The following is a 19,922-nucleotide window of genomic DNA, read 5'->3' on the forward strand; positions in this document are numbered from 1 at the left end:
GTGGCCACCTGACCACCGACGGAACCTTTGGCCCCAGGTATACCCTCATCGGCTGCCGGAAGACTTTGCCACAACACCTTGGCTTAATTAGAGCCGGATACCGCTTAGGGTTAAAATATTTCGGGTAAAAGTGGGATTTGCCGGGTAATTTCGGGTTTCTGCATCCCCTTCTGAAATCGGCCTTTAAGTCTGATTTAACCTTACTTAAACACCCAAGCCTATATCACACTTCGTTCGTGGCATTTGAGCTCCATGCGGAAACCGGGTCTAATAATGAAAGCCGCGTGCGCCCCTCCTGCATCAACCGCTAACGCTTCTGAGCCAGCAGTGCTTTTAAACTGCCCCGGAAACGAACCGTATCGAGTTCTCAACTGCCCGTTTCTGGGTCATAATGGACAAAGCGGATGTGACACGGTGAAATTCTCCCGGCCGTAGCACGGTCGTAAGATCGGAGCGTCGTGCGGGGTTTCGGAGATTATCCGATGGGAGGCCCCGCCATCCGCTACCCGTTTTACCTCGATAGCATCAAGCCACCCGAACCCTGGCCTACCTCATCCTTGTATCGTGGGGGTATGGCTTTCTCAGCGTGTCGCCAGAGTAACGATGATTGGGTAGCACCGTATTAAAGTGGGGCATGTTTGGGGGCATGGCTTTTCTATAAGAAAATTTGTTGATTAAATATCAATAATCTAAGTAATCCGTTTTGTTGATGCCGTCGACCAATTCAAGAAAGGCGAGGCCTATACCTCGCCTTTTTCGTTTATCTCAGCTCGATGGCCCGTTTCTCCCCAATGGATTCAAGGGTTGCCGTAATGGCGCGGCAATTAGTCTGGGCGTCTTCCATGTCGAGCGCGGGGGAGCGGTCGTTCAGAACGCAGTCGGAAAAGTGCTCGATCTCCAGGCGGAAATGATTCGCCGACGGTAGGCGCTCTTCGCACTGCTTGCCGGCCTCGGTCCACCAGGAAAGGATCGGAACGTCCCCCGGCTTGGCCCAAACGTTGTGGCATTTGATGCCGCCCCGGGTGCCGATGAGTTCGTATTCGGCCCGCCGGGCGCGTTGGAAGCTGAAGTCGAACTGGGCGTAGCGCCCCTCGCCGAAGTCGAAAACCCCGCTGTCGCCGATATCGGCGCCGTGTTCGTTGTAATTGGCCAGGGCGAAGGCCCTCAAGGGCGGCGTATCGAAGAACATGCGAGCGGTGTGAATGGCGTAGCAGCCGATGTCCCACATGGCGCCGCCGCCTTGCTCGACAGGGCGGGAAACCCGGTACAGACGCTGCGGGGTCATCAGAAAGGAGAAGGTGGTGCGTACCGTGCGAATCTCGCCGATGGTGCCTGCGGCGATGATTTCACGCACCCGGCTATGTTGCGGGTGGAAGCGATACATGAAGCCTTCCATGACCTTGAGCCGGCGGCTTTGGGCGGTTTGCGCAATGGCCTCGATGTCTTCCAGGGTAAGCGCCATGGGTTTTTCCACCAGCACGTGTTTGCCGTGTTCCAGGCAGCGCAGGGCCCACTGGCCGTGTTCCTCGTTGGCCATGGGCAAATAGATCGCCTCCACGTCGGGATCTTGGAGAAGCCGGTGGGGATCGTCCAGGGTTTTAACCTCATTGATTAGCTGGGGAGCGGCCTTGGCCAAAAGCTCGGTTGCCGCTCCCGGCCGGCGGCTGGCGATGGCGGTCAAGCGAGCATTGCTTGCCTGGATTAAAAAAGGCAGCATGGTGCCCGCCATCCGCGATGCACCCAAGATCCCCCAGCGAAGCTTGCGTTGTTCAGACATAAATGCGTTCCCTAATGGTCCAAATGAATGGGAATCACCATGCCATAAGGGCATCGGAGAAACAAACTTGGATTCATGTTACTTTTCCGGCACCCGCATCAGTAAGCCGGCACCGATTATGAATAGAATCAAAATGCTCAAGATGCCGGCGCGGGGGTCTTGCAGCAAATAGCCGGTGACCCCGACCAGAACCGGCCCGATGACGGCGGCGAACTTGCCCAGCATGTTGTAGAAACCGAAAAATTCCGCCGCGTATTGCTTCGGAATCAAATGGGCGAAACAGGCGCGGCTCAAGGCCTGAACGCCGCCTTGCACCAAGCCGATCATGACCGCCAGAGAGTAGAATTCGGCCGCGCTGTCGAGTCCGGCGGCGAATACGGTGACGCCGATATAGACCAAAAGACCCAATAGAATGGCGCGCTTGGCGCCGATTTTGGTACCCAGTTGGCCGAAAACGATGGCGGCGGGAAAGCCGATGAACTGAACCAGAAGCAGGGCGAGGATCAATGCCTGCCAGTCGAGGCCGATTCCCAAGCCGTAGTCCACCGCCATCCGGACGATGGTATCCACCCCGTCGATATAGAACCAGTAGGCGAGCAGGAAAAGGAAGGCGGGGCGGTGGGCGCGGATATTGCGCAGGGTTTGGATGAATTGGCCCCATCCCCGGCGGATGAGTTGCTTTCGGGGTTGGTCGAGCGGCCGTTCCCGAACGCGGAGAAGGAGGGGGAGGGAAAAGAGCAACCACCAGACGGCCACGCTGGCGAAAGAGAAGCGAATGGCTTGTTCCGGTGAGGCCAGGCCGAAAAATTCGGGCTTCATCACCATCCACACATTGAAGGCGAACAGCAGACCGCCGCCCAGATAGCCGAGGGCGAATCCCAGACTGGAGACCCGCTCGTATTCATCGGGCTGGGCGATTTCCATCAAGAGGGAGTCGTAAAAGATGTTCGCGCCGGAAAATCCCAGCAAGCCCACCCCGTAGAGACACAAGGCGGCCAGGGCCAAGCCGGGCCCCAGGAGGGCGAGGAAAAAAGTCGCACCTATCCCGAGCAGGGCGAAACAGGTCAAAAAGGCTTTGTGAAGGCGCCCCTGATCGGCGATGGCCCCGAGCACCGGCGCGGTGATTAGAATCAGGCCGCTGGCGGCGGCATTGGCAAGCCCCAATTGAAAGGTGCTTTCGGTGGCACCGCCGCCGTGCCAATACTGTTTGAAAAACAGGGGGAAAAAACCGGCCATCACCGTAGTGGCAAAGGCCGAGTTGGCAAAATCGTAGAGGGCCCAGGAAATTTGGGAAGAAGTCCGCATCGAATTGAATCGGTTAAAGACGGTTAAATTCGGTTCCAATTTCAGGCAATATTATCCGATTGCAAGCAATTACACGATCAGAAATCATGTCCGACACACCGACCCTACTCATTACCGGCGTCAGCAAAGGCCTGGGCCGTGCATTGGCCGAGGAATTTTCCCGCTTGGGATATCGGGTCTGGGGTTGCAGCCGCAACCGCCGGGCGGTGGAAGCATTGCAGTCCGAATGGCCGCAGGGGCGCTTTTCCGTGGTGGATGTGGCCGATCCCCAAGCCGTGTCGGCTTGGGCCGATACCTTGCTCGACGGTAGGGATGGCCCGGATTTTCTGATCAACAACGCCGCCTTGATCAACGCCAATGCCCCCTTGTGGCAAGTGCCGACGGAAGAATTCGCCGCCGTCGTCGATGTGAACATCAAAGGCGTTTTTCACGTGATCAAATACTTCCTGCCGGCCATGCTCGAGCGTCGAAGCGGCGTGATCGTCAATTTCAGTTCCGGCTGGGGACGTGCCACTTCCCCGGAAGTGGCGCCATATTGCACCAGCAAATGGGCGATCGAAGGGCTGACCCAATCCCTGGCCCAGGAGCTTCCCGGCGGCATGGCCGCGGTAGCCCTCAATCCGGGCATCATTCACACCGACATGCTGGACAGCTGCTTCGGCGACTTCGCCCGGCAGTATCCCGGCGCAAAGGCCTGGGCCCGGCGCGCCGCGCCATTCATTCTCGGCCTGGATGCCGGGGACAACGGCCGTCCACTGACGGTTCCGGGTGGTTAGAATGAATCGCCGCTGGATCTTATACGGCACCGCGGCCTGTCATCTGTGCGAGCAGGCGCGGGATTTGCTGGTTCGCGCCGGCGTCGAATCCGCTTGGATCGACATCGCCTTGGACGATACCCTGGTGGAACGCCTGGGCGACAAAATTCCGGTGGTCGGTTGCCGCGTGACGGGTCGGGAGCTTGGCTGGCCGTTCGATTTGCAGCAGTTACAGCGTTTCCTGCAAATGTGCGAGGAGGATTAAGATGATTCCCGAAACGGAAAGGCAAAAGATCGCCCAAGATTGGAAGCGTCGCGGCTTCAGCTGCGATCTGTGGGTGGACTCGCCGGGACAGCGCTGGGAAGATTTCGTCCACTCGGTGGATGAATTGGTGATCGTGGTGGAGGGAGAGATGGCGTTCGAAGTGGACGGCAAAGTCTACCACCCCGAACCGGGGGAAGAGCTGTTTATTCCCGCGGGCAGCCCGCACTCGGTGCGCAATATCGGTGGGCGTACCGCCCGCTGGCTCTATGGCTATCGGCACCGGGCATGAAGCACGAACCGGTGCCCGCGGTGGGAGTAAGCGCGCTGATATTCGATCGGCGCGGTTGGGTATTGTTGATCCGGCGAGCGCGTCCCCCGGCTCGAGGCAAATGGCACGCACCGGGCGGACGGCTGGAAGCGGGGGAAGCGCTGACGTCGGCGGTGCTGCGGGAAGTGCGGGAAGAGACCGGAATCGAGGAGGTTCGGCTGGGGCCGATTGCGGCGATGGTGGAGCGGCGAATCGAAGGATTCCACTACCTGATCGTCGATTTTCTGGGGTTTGTGGATGGCGAAGGGCCTCCACCCCGTGCCGCCGACGATGCCTTAGCGGCCGCCTGGGTGCCTCCGGAAGAATGGTCGGATTACGACCTGGCCGAAGGACTGGCGCCGATTCTCACACGGGCCCGCCAGCTTTGGCGGGGCCGGCATGGTGGCCTGGTGGATGTCACCGGGCAGGGGACCGATTTCTTAGCGGATAGTTGGAGGAGACGCGATGAAAGCAGTTTTAGTTGAACAGGCGGGCGGCGCCGAAGCATTACATTTGGCGGAGATCGAGATGCCTAAGCTGGATAAGCCGAATCAGGTTTTGATCCGGCTCAAGGCGGCGGGACTCAATCCCATCGATTACAAGGTGCGCCAGGCATTGGACCGCTTTCCGGTCACCCTGCCGGCCGTGTTGGGATGTGACGGAGCCGGCGTGGTGGAAGCGGTGGGAGAAGATGTCGAGCGCTTTCAGGCCGGGGATCAAGTCTACTTTTGCCAGGCCGGCTTCAATGGCCGTCAGGGGACCTACGCGGAATATGCGGTGGTGGACGAGGCGCTGGTGGCGCATAAGCCCAAATCGCTGGATTTTCACCAGGCGGCGGCGGTTCCATTGGTGCTGCTCACCGCTTGGGAGGCCTTGTTCGATCGGGTGCAATTGCAAAACCGCATGAAAGTGTTGGTTCAAGCCGGCGCCGGCGGCGTGGGGCATATCGCGATCCAATTGGCCAAGCTGGCCGGGGCGGAGGTGGCGACCACGATCAGTACCCAAGAGAAGGAGGATTTCGTGCGCCGCTTGAGTGCCGATTTCCCCATTCGTTATCGGGAGGCGGATGTGGTGGACGAAATTCGCGCATGGACAGGGGGCGAAGGTGTGGACATTGTCTTCGACACTGTCGGGGATCGGGTCTTCTCCCAGAGTTGCGCCTGCTGCCGGGTATACGGCGAACTGGTCACGATTCTCTTGCCGCCGCCGGAAGTCGACTGGACCGATGCCAGGGTGCGCAACCTTCAAATCTCCCTGGAAATGATGTTGACCCCGGTGCTGTTGGAATTGCCCGAATGGCAAGCGCACCAGGGACACATTCTGAAAAGCGCCGCCGAGCTGTTCGATCAAAATAAGCTCGAGGTTCAGGTGGCCAAGACCTTCCCCCTGGCCGAGGCGGCCGAAGCGCAGCGCTATCTGGAGACCCAGGCGCCGCTGGGCAAGGTGGTACTAACGATCGATTAATCCCAACTCCTGTCTTGCCCGGGGCGTGCGTTGCCAAAGATCGGCGAACCAACGTCCCTCGCTGGGCCAGAAATGCTCGCGTATCGGGGCGAACAGACGATTTTCGCTCACCAGATTGGTAAGCAGTCCCGGATCCGGGGTGGTGGCGGTCAAGCCGAGCGTCACCATACCCATCAACAGGGAGGCCTTGAGGTCCCGGTAGTGGAAAAGCTTGAGCGCCGTGCCGAAGGAACGTTTCAGGCGGCTATTGCTGAGGTCGACGCTGAACAATTCATCCAGAATCAGATGGGTGAGATAGCCCATGCCCAGGAACAGACCGTGCAGCCAAGCCAGTTGGGGCGGAAAGCTAAACAAATTAAAGGAAGCGCTCGCCCCCGCCAGGGTGAAACACGCGACCGCCAGCAGGGAATGGAACACGCCCCGGTGTTCGGTCAGACGCAAAAAGAACTCGAAAATCCCGTAACGGATCAACAGAAACGCCCCCAGGCCGAGAACGAACAATTCGCCGATGCTGAAGCGAAAATGCTCCAGGGCATAGAAAATAGCCAGAAAAGCGCAGATTAGCCCCAGGAGACTGAATGCGAGCCGCACCGGGGTGGAATTGTCGGCGTCGATGTCGGGCAGAATCCCGCCGGCCATCCCCAGTCCCATCAAAGTGGGAGACTGATCGATGGGGGCCAGTTCGACGGCAATGGTCGCCGTCACGGCCGCCCCGCTGATCAAAGTTGCCCCGATAAGGTGAGTTCGAAAATTAGCCATATATAAAATATAACATCCTCGCCAAGGAGGATCGCAGAATCCATTGAAATACGTAGCATACGGAGGTTGAACCGATGCTGGAAATTGTACAGTTGCCGGTTTTGAGCGATAACTATGTGTACCTGCTCCACGAGCCCGAATCCGATCGGACGGCCGTGGTGGACCCGGCCGAAGCCGGACCGGTTCTAGCGGCGTTGAAAACGCGCGGCTGGCGGTTGACCCATGTCCTCAACACCCATCATCACTGGGATCACGTGGGCGCCAATCTGGCCCTGAAAGAGGCCACCGGTTGCAAGATCGTGGGATTTCGGGGCGATTCGGGCCGGATTCCCGGTATCGATCGGCAGGTGATCGAGGACGACATCGTGGAATTGGGCGCGGCGCGGGCGACGGTGTTGGAGGTTCCCGGCCATACCCGGGGGCACATCGCTTATTGGTTCCCGGAGGAGGACGCCTTGTTCTGCGGCGATACTTTGTTCGCCTTGGGCTGTGGCCGATTGTTCGAGGGGACCCCCGAGCACATGTGGAACTCCCTGGACAAGCTGCGCGATCTGCCCGATTCCACGCGGGTCTATTGCGCGCACGAATATACCTTGAGCAACGCCCGCTTCGCGCTGACGCTGGAACCCGATTATCCTCCCTTGCTGGATCGGGTGCGCCAAGTGGAGTCTTTGCGTGCGGAGGGACTTCCCACGGTTCCTTCCACGCTGGGCGAGGAAAAGGCCACCAATCCCTTCCTTCGGGTCGATGATCCGGCGTTTCAGGCGCGTTTGGAAATGCGCGGCGATCCGGCGGTGGCGGTATTTGCCGAGGTGAGGCGGCGCAAGGACCGGTTTCGCGGATAAACCTCAGCGCATGCCGTAAACCACGATGGTTTTGCCGTGGGCGTGAATCAAGCCCTCCGCCTCCAGGATTTTAAGCACCCGGCCCGCCATTTCCCGCGAGCAACCGACGACCCGGCCCAGCTCCTGACGGGTGATCCGGATCTGCATCCCGTCGGGATGGGTCATTGCGTCCGGTTCCTTGCATAGATCCATCAGGGTGCGCGCAATCCGGCCGGTGACGTCGAGAAATGCGAGGTGGCCCGCCTTGCGGCTGGTTTGCAGAAGCCTTCGGGAAACCTGCGCTCCCAAGATGCGCAGCAAATCCACCGCGTAGGGGGCCAGTTCGTTTTCCAGATATTGTTCGAGACGTTTATAGCTGATTTCCGCCAGCAGGCATGGCTCGCGGGTTCTGACCGTTACCGTGCGGACATTCGCCCCCATGAAAACGCCGATTTCGCCGATGAATTCGCCCCGGTTGAGGTAGTCTAAAATCAGTTCGCGGCCGTCCTTTTCCTGAAGGCTGACGGTGACCGATCCCTCGATGATGTGATAAAGCGTATCGCCGGGATCCCCCGGTTTGATGATATGACTGCGGGCGGGATAGCGGCGGCGGTGGCAGCAATGCAGAAAGGCTTCCATAAAGCGCGGATTTGCGTTCATTGGGCTGGCTAATGGCTGCATAATCGTTCCGTCTTCGTTCATCGGGCTGCTTCTAAGTCTAGTCTATGTTGAGCCAAGTATGCCAAACTTGAGGTGGTTGGCGTGGAAAGGTGATATCGTGGACTGAGCGGTGAAACCGGGAGCGAGCCATGTTTGATCGGGCACGTATCGATACTTTATATCCTCATTGGGTGGAATTGCGGCGTGCTTTCCATCGCGAGCCGGAACTGGCGTTCGAGGAAACCGCGACCGCGGAAAAGATCATGGCCGAATTGGATCGGCTAGTCATTCCCTATGACTATCAAGGAAAAGGCGGTGGCGTTATCGGCCGGATCGAAGGTGCGCCCGCTGGACCGACGGTGGCCCTTAGGGCCGAGATGGATGCCTTGCCCGGCACGGAAATAACCGGCCTGCCGTTTGCTTCCCGAATCCCGGGCAAGATGCACGCGTGCGGTCACGATGCGCATATGGCCATGCTGCTAGGGGCCGCGCACTTGCTTCAGGAGGCGTCTCCGCCGGGTCGTGTGTTGCTGGTTTTTCAACCGGCCGAAGAAAAGGGCGGCGGCTCGCGGGTGATCATCCGTTCCGGAGCGCTCCAAGGCGTTCGGGCGATCTTCGGCGGCCACGTGACCCACCATTATCGAGTCGGGGAAATCATGGTGGGCGAAGGTGTGGTGACCGCCCAGTCCGATGGTTTCACCATACGTATTCGAGGTCGCGGCGGCCACGGCGCCCGGCCCCACGAAGCCATCGATGCGGTGGTGATCGCCGGGTTTTTGATCACCGCATTCCAGACCTTGATTTCCAGAGAGACCGATCCGCTGCACCCGTCCGTGGTCACGATCGGACGCGTCGAGGGGGGGAGTGCCGCCAACGTCATCGCCGAGGAAGCCATTCTCGAAGGGAGTCTCCGGACCACTTGGCCGGAGGCGAGAGGCCATCTTCATGCGGGAATGCGGCGCATGGTCAAGGCGCTGGCCGAATTGCACCAAGCCGAAATCGACCTGGAGATCCGGGAGGGCTATCCGCCGGTGGTCAATTCTCCCCTGGAAACCCGGATCGCCCGCCGGGCGATCGCCGAGGTGGTCGGGGAAAAACACCTGGTTCCCATGGAGCACCCCAGCATGGGATCGGAAGACTTCGCTTTCTACCTGGAGCAGCTTGCCGGCTGCTACGTGCGTTTCGGGGCCCGTCTGCGGGAGAACGAATACATTCCTTTGCACAGTCCGGCTTTCGACATCGATGAAGCGGTGCTCAAGGTGGGGGCGGATTATTTTGCTCAAGTAGCTTGGGAAGCGTTGCGCACCTATGCCGGATAAGTCCTTGGCGTTCCAAGGATCGAAGCGAGCCACCCTCGGCCTGGAATGGGAGCTGCAAATTCTCGACCGTCATCGTCTCGATCTGGCCGATCGGGCGATTCCGATTTTGGAAGCTTTTCCCGGAATGGCCTGGATTCAACCGGAGCTGATTCAAAGCTGCGTTGAGATCGCCTCCAAGGTGTGCTCCGATTTGCGCCAACTGGAGGCCCATTTGCGCTCGCTGCTGACGGAATTGAGCCGTCGCTGCGGCGAACTCGACTTGGTTCTGTGCGGCGCAGGCACCCATCCTTTTTGCCGGCGTCTCGGGCTGATCACCCCGTTGCCGCGTTATCTGCGGCAGAAGTCGGTTTATGGTTACATGGCGCGCAATCAAATCACCTTCGCCAACCATGTGCATTTGGGGGTCCCGGACGGGGAAACCGCCTTGACCTTGATGCGCGAGCTCAAACCCTATTTGCCGATCCTCATCGCGCTCAGCGCCAATTCGCCTTTCTGGCGTGGCTACGAGACCGGCTTCGCTTGCTATCGCCAACGCATCCTGGCGGCCGAGCGGAGCTTCGGGATTCCGCCCACCTTTTCCGATTGGAAGCAGTTTTGCGATTTTTTCGCGCTTACCCGGCGGGCGGGAATATTCGAGAACATTCACGATATTCATTGGGATCTGCGGCCGCGTCCCCACCTGGGCACCTTGGAAGTGCGCGTGATGGATGCCCAATCCAATCTACGGGATGCCATCGCTCTGGCCGCCTTCATTCAGGTCCTCGCCGATTTTCTTCTGGATACCCCGACCGATGCCCGTCCGCCGGGGTTGCCGCGGTTACTTCCCTGGTGGCTGGAAAAAGAAAATTATTTTCAAGCGACCCTTCGGGGGGAGGATGCCGGTTGGGTGGACGATGTCGGGGGCGTACATTCCCTGAGGGCGATGATTGAATCTTTGTTGCAAATTTTGCTGGCCAGGTCAAATCCCCGGCAGCGTCCCTATTTATCCCATCTTCAGCGGCGTTTAGAGGGCGGGGTGGGGTGGCAGAGACAGTTGAGGATATTTTCCTCGACCCGTCGGTTGGCGGCGGTTACCGCCGGCCTGGTGGCGGAGTTGTGTTAGAATCCACGGCCAAACACGAGGAATTTCCATGCCCGCGAAACAGGTTTTTAAGGTCATCTTCATCAATCAAAATCAGATTTACGAAGTCTACGCCAAACAGGTCTATCAGAGCGATTTATATGGATTTGTCGTGGTGGAGGACTTTGTGTTCGGCGAGGCGAGCACTTTGGTGGTGGATCCTTCCGAGGAAAAACTCAAAACCGAATTCGAAAACGTCAAGCGCAGTTTCATCCCCCTGCACGAAATTATTCGTATCGATCAGGTGGAGCGTCGGGGTGTGGCCCGGATCCTGCCGATGGGCGAAGGAGGCGGATCGGGGAAGGTGACTTCCATCTATCCACCGGGACGGAAATGAGATTTATTTGACCACTTTCAGGGTCGGGCGCTTGGGTTTCTTTTCTTTTTCCTTGGCCGGTGTGGGTTCGGGCGGGGGCGAATCGCTGTCCATCTCTTCGTCGAAGACCATTCCCTTGCCGGTTTCTTTGGCGTAGATCGCTTGAATGGTGTGGATGGGCAATTGGACCTGGGTGGGGGTGCCGCCGAAGCGGGCCTGAAAGCTGAGTTCTTCGTTTCCCATCAGCAAATTGACCACTGCTTCGGGGTGCAGATTCAATACGATCCGGCCGTCTTGCACGAACTGGCGGGGGATGTTGACCCCTTCACTTTCGGCATCCACCAGAATGTAGGGTGTCATGTCGTTATCGACAATCCATTCGTAAATGGCGCGGATCAGGTAAGGACGTAATGCGGTCATAATCAAGCGGAGAGAAGTTGGGGCAATTCGGCGATTTCCGTTTCTTGGGGGCTCAGACTTTTTTGGAATCCCGGACGGGCGAAGATGCGTTGAGCATAACTATGAATGGACTGAGCTTCTTTGGGCAACTCGATGCCGAGCAAAGGCAAGCGCCAAAGGAGAGGCGCCAAAGCACAATCGACGAGAGAGAATTCGTCGCTGAAGAAATAGGGCTTGGCGGCAAACAAAGGCGCGGCGGCGATCAGGTCCTCGCGAAGCAGTTTGCGAGTTCGCGCCGCCTTTTTGTCCTTGGCCGCCTGAATTTCCTCAAGGAGCCGATACCATTCCCGGTTGATGCGGTGGATCAGCATCCTGGCCCGCGCCCGCGCCATCGGCTCCATGGGGTGAAGGGGCGGATGCGGAAAGCGTTCGTCCAGATACTCCATGATGATGATGGGCTCGTAAAGCACCAGATCCCGGTCGATCAATGTCGGCGTATCCCCGTAGGGGTTGAGATCGATGACATCTTCGGGAAGATTGGCCGGATCGACGAATTCAATCTCCGCCTGGATGCCTTTTTCGCACCAGACGAAACGCACTTGATGACTATAGGGGCAGATGGGGGAGCAGTATAGGGTCATCACTGCGTTACCGTGAACGATGTTGGCTGCTTACACATGGCCCCTCGGCGGGGTTTTAGGAAAAAACATTATACCACACCAATCAGTGGACGTCTTTCCAGTAGACTTTCTTCAGCCGATACAGGACGAAAGCCAGTACGAGCAGGAAGCCGATCACATATTTGCCGATTCGGCGACGCTCCAATTGGGCCGGTTCGGCTGCGTAGGTGAGGAAATTCACCAAATCGGCCACGGCGCGATCGAATTCCCGGGGGGGCATGGAACCCCGCTTCACGGATTCGAGCTTCACGATGACCGGGGTTTCGTCAATAGTTCGGGTTATTGCCTTTTGCTCGCCTTGCAGATCCCAAAGCACATGGGGCATGGCCACGTCCTCGAACACCCAGTTGTTGACCCCGAACGGGCGTGAGTCGTCCCGATAGAAAGTACGCAGGTAGGTGTAGATCCAGTCGGTTCCCAACGCGCGGGCGCGTTCGGACAGATCCGGCGCGGCGACACCGAACCAGCGCTCCGAATCTTCGCCGGTCATCCCCGAGGTCACGGTGCCGATAGGACGTTTCAGCCACGGGAACAATTTTTTGAAGGCCTCGTCGCTGAGCTTGAGATCCTTTTTGAGGCGCTGGTAGCGCAGATGTTTCAGGGAGTGACAGCCGACGCAGCGGTCCGCGTAAAGTTCGGCGCCACGGCGCAGGGAATCGATATCGAATAGATCGATGTCCGGTTCTTCCAGGGGCGCGGTCTGTTCCGCCCCCGACCAAGCGGGCCAAATGAGAAACGCCAACAATAGCGCTCGGCGAGACAGTCGATTTGCATACTCCGAAAAACGTTTCATAGAAATTTACTCAGAATTTTGTTGTTTTTCATCCATTCCAGGATCTGCTGCCACTGCCCGGCCATTTTTTGATAGGGGGCAGTGGCTTGCAGGTAGGCGACGGCCTTGCGGACTTGATCCCAATGCCAGCCTTCCCGTTCCCGGTAGGGCTTGGGCCAGGTGACACGATCGGGGACGGGGAGGGTCACCTCCAGGCGGGTATAGATGGGCATCAGCAAAAAGAAGCCGAAATAGATCAAGGTAAATGCGACCCCGAACATGGCGGCGGTGGGGGTGGGAGGAATGGTTCCCAGATAACCCAAGCCGATAAAGCTGACGACGAAGGTGGCCAAGGCGATTTTGTAGGATTTTCCCCGGTAACGGATCGACTTGACCGGACAACGGTCCAGCCAGGGAATAAAGAACAGAATGAAGATCGACGCGAACATGGCCAGCATGCCGCCGAATTTATTCGGAATCGCCCGCAGGATGGAGTAGAACGGGGTGAAATACCAGACCGGCGCGATATGTTCTGGGGTTTTGAGCGGGTCGGCCGGAATGAAGTTGGCGTCCTCCAGGAAATATCCCCCCATCTCCGGGGCATAGAATACGATCCAAGCGCACACGGTTAAAAAGAGGGTGGCACCGAACAAATCCTTGACCGTGTAATAGGGGTGGAAAGGGATGCCGTCCAAAGGGATACCGTTTTTATCCTTGTGCTTTTTGATCTCGATCCCGTCCGGGTTGTTGGAACCCACCTTGTGCAGGGCGACCAGATGGAGGAAAACCAGGGCCACCAGGACCAGCGGTATCGCGATTACGTGAAAGGAGAAAAAGCGGTTGAGGGTGGCGTCGGAAACCAGAAAATCCCCCCGGATCCAGGTGGCCAGATCTTCGCCCACTATCGGCACGGCGCTGAACAGGGAGATGATCACATTGGCCCCCCAGTAGGACATCTGGCCCCACGGCAGGAGATACCCCATGAAGGCTTCGGCCATCAGGGCCAGAAACATGCTCATGCCCAGCAGCCACACCAATTCCCGCGGCTTTTTATAGGAACCGTACATCATACCGCGGAACATATGCAGATAGACCACGATGAAAAACATGGAGGCGCCGGTCGAATGCATATAGCGAATCAGCCAGCCCCAGTTGAAATCCCGCATGATGGCTTCCACCGAATCGAATGCCATCATCGCGTCCGGCTTGAAATTCATGGTCAGCCAAACGCCGGTCAGAAGCTGGTTCACCAGAACCAGCAGCGCCAGCGAGCCGAAGAAATACCAGAAGTTGAAATTCTTGGGCGCGTAGTACTGGGCGAGGTGTTCGTTCCAGACCTTGGTGAGCGGGAAGCGCTCGTCGATCCAGGCGATGAGCTTGTTAGAGCAGTGTTTGCATTCGTTCATGATCGGGTCTCTTCCTGTTCTTCGCCGACGATAATGCGAGTGTCGCTGGCATAGCGGTAAGGGGGAACCACCAAATTAGTGGGTGCGGGGACCTTCTTGTATACCCGCCCCGCCAGATCGAAGCGCGAGCCGTGGCACGGGCAGAAGAAACCGCCGAGCCATTGTTTGCCCAGATCCGGCGGCCCGACTTCCGGGCGATAGGTGGGGGAGCATCCCAGATGAGTGCAGATGCCCACCGCGACGAAAACTTCGGGTTGAATGGAGCGGTAGGGGTTTTTGCAGTTTTCCGGCTGGATGGATTCATCCGAATCGGGATCTCGCAACTTGGGCTCCAATTGGGATAAGGTCGCCAGCATTTCTTCGGTGCGTTTGAGCACCCAGACCGGCTGGCCTCGCCATTCCACCCGAATCATTTGCCCCGGCTCCAACTTGGTGATGTCCACCTCGATGGGACCGGCGGCTTCCAGGGTGCCGGCGCCGGGCTTCATGTAGCTGATGAAGGGAACCGCGGCGAATGCCGCTCCGGTCGCTCCCAGAACCGCCGCGGTCTGAGTCAGAAAGCGGCGCTTTTCCAAATCGATAGGGTTTTCACTCATGCAGGGTTTTCCTCCTCCTGAAGCGGGATCTTCTAGTTTACTAACCCGCTGTCGGTGCGTGATTTTGACGTCATTTGCCAGTAGGGTCAACGTTTGGGCGGGCCGAGTGTCTCGGAAGCGTTAATGGGCGACAGCGGCGCGCAAAGCGGCGAGGAATGCTCGATTTTCCTCCGGTGTGCCCACCGTTACCCGCAGGCAGTCTCGGAGCAGACCGCCCGCGGGGTTGAGGTTTTTAATGAGTATTCCTTGTTGCCGCAGGGCTGTGAATACGCGATCCGCTTCCGCTGCCCGGAACAAGATAAAGTTGGCCGCGCTGGGAAAGGATTCCACGCAGGGAAGTTTTCCCAATTCGGTTGAGAGGGTTTCCCGGTCGATGCGGATACGGCTGGTTTGCTGCTCGAAAAGCTCGCCTTGGGAGAGGGCGAACTCCGCTGTGAGTTGGGTCAGCACATTGATGTTGTAGGGCAGGCGCAGTTTTTCGAACTGCTCGAGCCATTCCGGGTTGCCGGCGAGAAACCCCAGCCGCAGGCCCGCCAAACCCAATTTGGACAGGGTCCGCATCACCAGCAAATTGCTGAACTCACCGATCCGGTCCATCCACGTGGACCGGGCGAACGGCGCGTAAGCCTCGTCCAAAACCACCAGTCCCGGCGTTCGGCGGATGATTTCCGAAATCGTGTTTTCGTCGAACAAATTGCCGGTGGGATTGTTGGGATAGGCCAGAAAAACGACCTTGGGGCGGTGCCGATCCACGGCGGCCAGCATGGCGTCTCGATCCAAGTGGAAATCCGACTTGAGCGGCACGCCGATGAAATCCAAATTCAACCACCGCGCTATTTGCCGGTACATGACGAAGGTGGGTTCCGGCGCCATCACCGCGGCTTGGGGCTGTCCCACCAAGGCCAGCAAAAGGATCTGGATGATCTCGTCGGAGCCGTTGCCCAGGAGAATGTCCGCCTCTTCGGGGACGCCGGCGTAATCGCGCAAGGCGGCTTTCAGCGTCGGTGCCTTGGGGTCGGGGTAGCGGTTGGGGCGGGCTCGGCGCAAATGATCGAGCCAGGCTTGAATCATGGTTTCGGGCCAGTCGTAAGGATTTTCCATGGCATCGAGTTTGATCATTCCCGCCGCGGAAGGGACGGGATAGGCCGTTTCGGCCAGCATTTCGGGGCGGAAAAAATCTTGTGGTTTGAAGGTCATGGTTTTATCCGGTATTCGGCCGATCGGGCGTGCGCGGTCAGGCTTTCGCCTTTCGCCAAAATCCGGGCGGTTTCGGCCAGCGGCGAGGCACCGAGAGCGGTGCAGCCGATCAGGCTGGTGCGCTTCTGAAAATCGTAAACCCCCAAGGGGGAAGAAAATCTGGCCGTGCCCGACGTGGGGAGCACGTGGTTGGGACCGGCGCAGTAGTCACCCAGGGCTTCGGCGGTGTGGGGGCCCAAGAAGATCGCTCCGGCATGGCGCAGTTCGGGCAGAAGCGCTTCCGGGTCGGCGACGGAAACCTCCAAATGCTCCGGCGCGATACGGTTGGCGATCTCGCAGGCCTGGTTCAGATCGCGGACTTTGATCAGGGCCCCGCGTTTTTCCAGGGAGGTGCGGATGACTGCGCGCCGCTCCATCCCGGGCAACTGCTTGGCGATGCTGGCGGCGACCCGATCGAGATAGGCCTCGTCGGGGCAGAGCAAAATCGCCTGGGCGTCCTCGTCGTGCTCGGCTTGGGAGAAGAGATCCATGGCGATCCAATCGGGATCGGTGGTGCCGTCGGCGATGATCAGGATTTCCGAGGGTCCGGCGATCATGTCGATGCCCACTTGGCCGAAGACCAGTTTCTTGGCGGTGGCCACATAGATATTGCCGGGACCGACGATCTTGTCCACTTGGGGAATCGTCTCGGTGCCGTAGGCGAGGGCGGCCACCGCTTGGGCGCCGCCGACGCGGAATACGCGATCCACTCCGGCGACGGCGGCGGCCGCCAGGACCAGCCGGTTGGCTTCGCCGCCCGGGGTGGGGACCACCATGATCAATTCGGTCACGCCCGCCACCTTGGCCGGCACCGCGTTCATCAGCACCGACGACGGATAAGCCGCTTTGCCGCCGGGCACATACAGGCCGACCCGATCGAGCGGGGTGATTTGCTGGCCCAGCAAGTTGCCCAGCTCGTCTCGATAGTGCCAGGAAGCGAGTTTTTGCCGCTCGGCATAGGCGCGGATGCGGGCGGCGGCATTTTCCAAGGCCTGTCGCTGTTCGGTCGGAAGTGTCGTCAGGGCTTCCTCCAGGCGGGCTCGGGGAAACTCCAGCTCGGCGACCGAAAGGCGGTCCAAACGGTCGAAGCGGCGGGTATAGGCCAGCACCGCGGCGTCGCCTTCCTGTCGAACCCGACCTAGAATTTCCAGAACGGTTTGGTGGACGTTTTGGTCGAAGTCGGCAGTCCAAGCCACCAGTTGCGTCAATTGTTCGGCAAATCCAGGGTCGTCGCCGTTCAGGCGCCGGATGTTCAAGCTCATGTCGCCACCTCCGGGTTGACCGCCGCCTCCAAGTCGCGGATGAGCTGCTTGAGGGGCGCGTGTTTCATCTTCATCGCCGCCTTGTTGACCACCAGGCGCGAACTGATGTCCATGATCAAGTCGCGCGGTTCCAGGCCGTTGGCGCGCAGGGTGTTGCCGGTATCCACCAAATCCACGATGCATTCGGCCAGGCCCACCAGAGGGGCGAGTTCCATGGAACCGTAAAGCTTGATGACCTCGGCCTGAATGCCGCGGTCGGCGAAATAACGCTTGGCGGTGTTGACGTATTTGGTGGCCACCCGGATGCGCCGAGCGTCCCAGGTTTCTCCCACTTTGCCGGCGGTCATCATGCGGCAGCGGGCGATGCCGAGATCCAACGGTTCGTACAGGCTCCCGGCGCCGTGTTCCACCAATACGTCCTTGCCGGCGATGCCCACGTCGGCAGCGCCGTATTCCACGTAGGTGGGAACGTCGGTGGCGCGAATGATCAACAGACGAACGTCGTCGCGGCACGTGGGCAAGATGAGTTTGCGCGAAGTGTCCGGATCGCAGGTCGGCTCGATTCCCGCTTGCGCCAAAAGCGGGAGGGCTTCCTTATAGATGCGGCCTTTCGAGACAGCGATGGTCAACATGGAACGGATGATCCTTCAATGCGGTGGATGGTCGCTCCCAAACGGGAAAGCTTGTCCTCGATGTGTTCGTATCCTCGGTCGATATGATAAATGCGATCGATCACGGTTTCACCTTCCGCGGCCAAAGCGGCCAGCACCAGACTGGCCGAGGCCCTCAGATCGGTGGCCATGACCGGTGCGCCCTGGAGCCGGTTTTTGCCGGAACAGATGGCGGTATGGCCTTCGATGGTGATGTCGGCGCCCAGGCGGCGCAGTTCCAGAACATGCATGAAACGGTTTTCGAAAATGGTTTCGGTGATGATGCCCACCCCTTCCGCGATGCAATTCATGGCCATGAGTTGGGCCTGCATGTCGGTGGGAAAGGCGGGATAGGGGGCGGTGCGGAAGGAAACCGCCCGGGGCCGGTCGGACATGGTGAGTTCGATCCAATCCGGACCGGAATCGATGGCCGCCCCGGCTTCATGCAGTTTTTCCAAGACCGCGTCCAAAATCTGGGGGCAGGTGCGCGTGGTTCGGATGCGGCCGCAGGTTAGCGCGGCGGCGGTCAGATAGGTGCCGGTTTCGATCCGATCGGGCATGACCGTATATCGTGGACGGTTGCCGCCTAGGGACTCCACCCCCTGAATTTCCAGGACATCGGTGCCGATGCCGGAAATGTTCGCCCCCAGCTTCACCAGGAAACGGGCCAGATCGGTGACCTCCGGCTCCCGGGCGGCGTTTTCGATGACGGTTTTGCCTTGGGCCAGAACGGCCGCCATGAGCAGGTTTTCCGTGCCGGTGACGGTGACCTGGTCGAGCACCAGCCGGCAGCCCTTGAGACGCCGGGCGCGGGCGTGGATATAGCCGCCTTCCATGCGGATGTCCGCTCCCAGGGCGGCGAGGCCTTTTAGATGCAGGTCCACCGGTCGGGCGCCGATGGCGCAACCGCCGGGCAGAGAGACCAAGGCTTCGCCGCAACGGGCCAGCAGCGGGCCCAGAACCAGAATCGAGGCGCGCATGGTGCGGACCGACTCGTAAGGAGCGAGTGGGTTGTTCAGGTGGGTGGCATTGATCTCCACGCTGGTGTCGTTGTGCCAACGGGAGGCGGCCCCCAAACCGCGCAGCAACTCGAGCATCGTGGTAATGTCGTGCAGCTCGGGGACGTTGTCCACAGCCACCGGCGTTTGCGCCAACAGGGCTGCGGCCAGAATCGGCAGGGCGGCGTTTTTCGCTCCGGAAATGCGGACCTCGCCTTCCAATCGACGGTTGCCGGATATGACCAATTTATCCATGGGCGATGGGCAGCAATGACTCCAGGTCGTAGGTTTTGGCCATGGTCAGGAGTTGCTTGGGGAGGTGGGCAAAATGGATTCGCCGATTTTGCCGCTGGGCGAGACGCAGCCATTCCACCAGCAGGGCAAGCCCCGCGCTGTCGGCGCGGCGGACCCCGGCCAGATCGATGGTGATATCGCCGCCAGCGGCGGCCATTCGGCGTTGGGAAATCTTCCAAAGCGCGGTCGCGGTGGCGAAGATCAGATCTCCTTCGACTTTCATCTGGCCTGGGCCGGTGTTCTCGAGGCGCACATTCGAGGGATTGCGGCGCGAAATTTTACTCATTGGTACCGCTGTTCTCGGTGGTTTTGACCATGAATTTACCGATCAACTCTTCCAGGACGAGGGCCGGTTGAGTGATTTCGATCTCATCGCCCGGTTTGAGGTAATCGAAGCTTCCGCCCGGCTCCAGGGCGATGTATTGCTCCCCCAGCAAGCCCGAGGTGTAGATGCTGGCGATGGTATCTTCGGGTAACTTGTACTCGGGGTTGGTGATTTGCATTTCGACGACGGCTTCGTAGCGATCCTGGTCCAAGCGGATGTCCGCCACCCGGCCGATCACCACGCCGGCGGTCTTGACCGGGGCGCGGATTTTCAGGGTGCCGATGTTCCGGAATTTGGCCAGCAATCGATAGCCTTGGTCCATGTCGCGGAATTCAGTCAAATTGCTGACTTTCATGGCGAGCATAAACAAGGTGGCCAGGCCGGCGGCGACGAACAGGCCAACCCAGATTTCGATGATTCTTGTTTTGGTCAT

The 19,922-nt window shown here is 59.2% G+C and carries 24 protein-coding genes; 9 read left to right on the top strand and 15 right to left on the bottom strand.

The genetic code is table 11. The features are described 5' to 3' along the window. Positions 1–760: 760 nt before the first annotated feature. Entirely contained in the window at positions 761–1,777 is a 1,017-nt protein-coding gene (locus H035_RS0103950; RefSeq protein ID WP_022947700.1) for a Gfo/Idh/MocA family protein, read from the bottom strand. A gap of 78 nt (positions 1,778–1,855) precedes the next feature. Then, a complete protein-coding gene (locus H035_RS0103955; protein WP_022947701.1) occupies positions 1,856–3,082 on the bottom strand; it encodes an MFS transporter in 1,227 nt (408 codons plus the stop codon). A gap of 86 nt (positions 3,083–3,168) precedes the next feature. Between H035_RS0103955 and H035_RS0103960 the strand changes: the two genes are divergently transcribed. Genes H035_RS0103960 through H035_RS0103980 form a run of 5 tightly spaced genes read left to right on the top strand, consistent with a single transcriptional unit; the run spans position 3,169 to position 5,873 of the window. Then, complete coding sequence (locus H035_RS0103960; RefSeq protein WP_022947702.1) at positions 3,169–3,858, top strand: SDR family oxidoreductase; 690 nt, start codon at positions 3,169–3,171, stop codon at positions 3,856–3,858. 1 nt (position 3,859) lies between these two features. Beyond that, complete coding sequence (locus H035_RS0103965; protein ID WP_022947703.1) at positions 3,860–4,102, top strand: glutaredoxin family protein; 243 nt, start codon at positions 3,860–3,862, stop codon at positions 4,100–4,102. Between the two features lies 1 nt (position 4,103). Then, positions 4,104–4,391, top strand: a complete 288-nt coding sequence (locus H035_RS0103970; protein ID WP_022947704.1) for a cupin domain-containing protein — start codon at positions 4,104–4,106, stop codon at positions 4,389–4,391. Next, positions 4,388–4,894 carry an NUDIX domain-containing protein gene (locus H035_RS18065; RefSeq protein ID WP_022947705.1) on the top strand — a complete coding sequence of 169 codons (507 nt, stop codon included), beginning with the start codon at positions 4,388–4,390 and terminating at the stop codon, positions 4,892–4,894. Before H035_RS0103970 ends, H035_RS18065 begins: the two co-directional genes overlap by 4 nt. Further along, on the top strand, positions 4,875–5,873 hold the full coding sequence (locus H035_RS0103980; RefSeq protein WP_022947706.1) for a zinc-dependent alcohol dehydrogenase family protein: 999 nt from the start codon (positions 4,875–4,877) through the stop codon (positions 5,871–5,873). Before H035_RS18065 ends, H035_RS0103980 begins: the two co-directional genes overlap by 20 nt. Here H035_RS0103980 and H035_RS18070 read toward each other — a convergent pair. Further along, positions 5,859–6,632, bottom strand: a complete 774-nt coding sequence (locus H035_RS18070) for a metal-dependent hydrolase (protein WP_022947707.1) — start codon at positions 6,630–6,632, stop codon at positions 5,859–5,861. The genes H035_RS0103980 and H035_RS18070 overlap by 15 nt on opposite strands. 74 nt (positions 6,633–6,706) lie before the next feature. Between H035_RS18070 and gloB the strand changes: the two genes are divergently transcribed. Next, on the top strand, positions 6,707–7,477 hold the full coding sequence (gene gloB / locus H035_RS0103990) for a hydroxyacylglutathione hydrolase (RefSeq protein WP_022947708.1): 771 nt from the start codon (positions 6,707–6,709) through the stop codon (positions 7,475–7,477). A gap of 3 nt (positions 7,478–7,480) precedes the next feature. On the opposite strand, the gene crp is transcribed toward gloB, so the two are convergent. After that, a complete protein-coding gene (gene crp, locus H035_RS0103995) occupies positions 7,481–8,116 on the bottom strand; it encodes a cAMP-activated global transcriptional regulator CRP (protein WP_022947709.1) in 636 nt (211 codons plus the stop codon). A 149-nt stretch (positions 8,117–8,265) separates the two neighbouring features. Between crp and H035_RS0104000 the strand changes: the two genes are divergently transcribed. Genes H035_RS0104000 through H035_RS0104010 form a run of 3 tightly spaced genes read left to right on the top strand, consistent with a single transcriptional unit; the run spans position 8,266 to position 10,892 of the window. Continuing rightward, positions 8,266–9,435, top strand: a complete 1,170-nt coding sequence (locus tag H035_RS0104000; protein WP_022947710.1) for a M20 metallopeptidase family protein — start codon at positions 8,266–8,268, stop codon at positions 9,433–9,435. After that, a complete protein-coding gene (locus tag H035_RS18075) occupies positions 9,425–10,537 on the top strand; it encodes a carboxylate-amine ligase (RefSeq protein ID WP_022947711.1) in 1,113 nt (370 codons plus the stop codon). The genes H035_RS0104000 and H035_RS18075 overlap by 11 nt, the downstream gene beginning before the upstream one ends. A gap of 28 nt (positions 10,538–10,565) precedes the next feature. After that, positions 10,566–10,892: a DUF1820 family protein gene (locus H035_RS0104010; RefSeq protein ID WP_022947712.1), complete on the top strand. Its 327-nt coding sequence runs from the start codon at positions 10,566–10,568 to the stop codon at positions 10,890–10,892. A gap of 3 nt (positions 10,893–10,895) precedes the next feature. Here the strand turns inward: H035_RS0104010 and H035_RS0104015 are convergent, their stop codons facing one another. From H035_RS0104015 to mlaD, 11 genes are all read right to left on the bottom strand, one after another. Continuing rightward, positions 10,896–11,291 carry a ClpXP protease specificity-enhancing factor gene (locus H035_RS0104015; RefSeq protein ID WP_022947713.1) on the bottom strand — a complete coding sequence of 132 codons (396 nt, stop codon included), beginning with the start codon at positions 11,289–11,291 and terminating at the stop codon, positions 10,896–10,898. A 2-nt stretch (positions 11,292–11,293) separates the two neighbouring features. Next, entirely contained in the window at positions 11,294–11,911 is a 618-nt protein-coding gene (locus H035_RS0104020) for a glutathione S-transferase N-terminal domain-containing protein (protein WP_026596249.1), read from the bottom strand. A gap of 82 nt (positions 11,912–11,993) precedes the next feature. Next, positions 11,994–12,743, bottom strand: coding sequence for a cytochrome c1 (locus H035_RS0104025; protein ID WP_022947715.1), 750 nt, complete (start codon positions 12,741–12,743; stop codon positions 11,994–11,996). Then, positions 12,740–14,128, bottom strand: a complete 1,389-nt coding sequence (locus H035_RS0104030) for a cytochrome b (protein WP_022947716.1) — start codon at positions 14,126–14,128, stop codon at positions 12,740–12,742. Before H035_RS0104030 ends, H035_RS0104025 begins: the two co-directional genes overlap by 4 nt. Beyond that, a complete protein-coding gene (gene petA, locus H035_RS0104035; RefSeq protein WP_022947717.1) occupies positions 14,125–14,724 on the bottom strand; it encodes a ubiquinol-cytochrome c reductase iron-sulfur subunit in 600 nt (199 codons plus the stop codon). The genes H035_RS0104030 and petA overlap by 4 nt, the downstream gene beginning before the upstream one ends. Positions 14,725–14,844: 120 nt before the next feature. Next, positions 14,845–15,921 carry a histidinol-phosphate transaminase gene (gene hisC / locus H035_RS0104040; RefSeq protein ID WP_022947718.1) on the bottom strand — a complete coding sequence of 359 codons (1,077 nt, stop codon included), beginning with the start codon at positions 15,919–15,921 and terminating at the stop codon, positions 14,845–14,847. Then, complete coding sequence (gene hisD / locus H035_RS0104045) at positions 15,918–17,222, bottom strand: histidinol dehydrogenase (protein WP_022947719.1); 1,305 nt, start codon at positions 17,220–17,222, stop codon at positions 15,918–15,920. Before hisD ends, hisC begins: the two co-directional genes overlap by 4 nt. Next, entirely contained in the window at positions 17,219–17,854 is a 636-nt protein-coding gene (gene hisG / locus H035_RS0104050) for an ATP phosphoribosyltransferase (RefSeq protein WP_022947720.1), read from the bottom strand. Before hisG ends, hisD begins: the two co-directional genes overlap by 4 nt. Then, positions 17,848–19,125: a UDP-N-acetylglucosamine 1-carboxyvinyltransferase gene (murA, locus tag H035_RS0104055; RefSeq protein WP_022947721.1), complete on the bottom strand. Its 1,278-nt coding sequence runs from the start codon at positions 19,123–19,125 to the stop codon at positions 17,848–17,850. The genes hisG and murA overlap by 7 nt, the downstream gene beginning before the upstream one ends. Then, positions 19,118–19,450, bottom strand: coding sequence for an STAS domain-containing protein (locus H035_RS0104060; RefSeq protein WP_022947722.1), 333 nt, complete (start codon positions 19,448–19,450; stop codon positions 19,118–19,120). The genes murA and H035_RS0104060 overlap by 8 nt, the downstream gene beginning before the upstream one ends. Beyond that, positions 19,443–19,922, bottom strand: a complete 480-nt coding sequence (mlaD, locus tag H035_RS0104065) for an outer membrane lipid asymmetry maintenance protein MlaD (RefSeq protein WP_022947723.1) — start codon at positions 19,920–19,922, stop codon at positions 19,443–19,445. Before mlaD ends, H035_RS0104060 begins: the two co-directional genes overlap by 8 nt.

Origin of the sequence: Methylohalobius crimeensis 10Ki (assembly GCF_000421465.1) — a bacterium.
In the GTDB taxonomy this organism is placed as follows: domain Bacteria; phylum Pseudomonadota; class Gammaproteobacteria; order Methylococcales; family Methylothermaceae; genus Methylohalobius; species Methylohalobius crimeensis.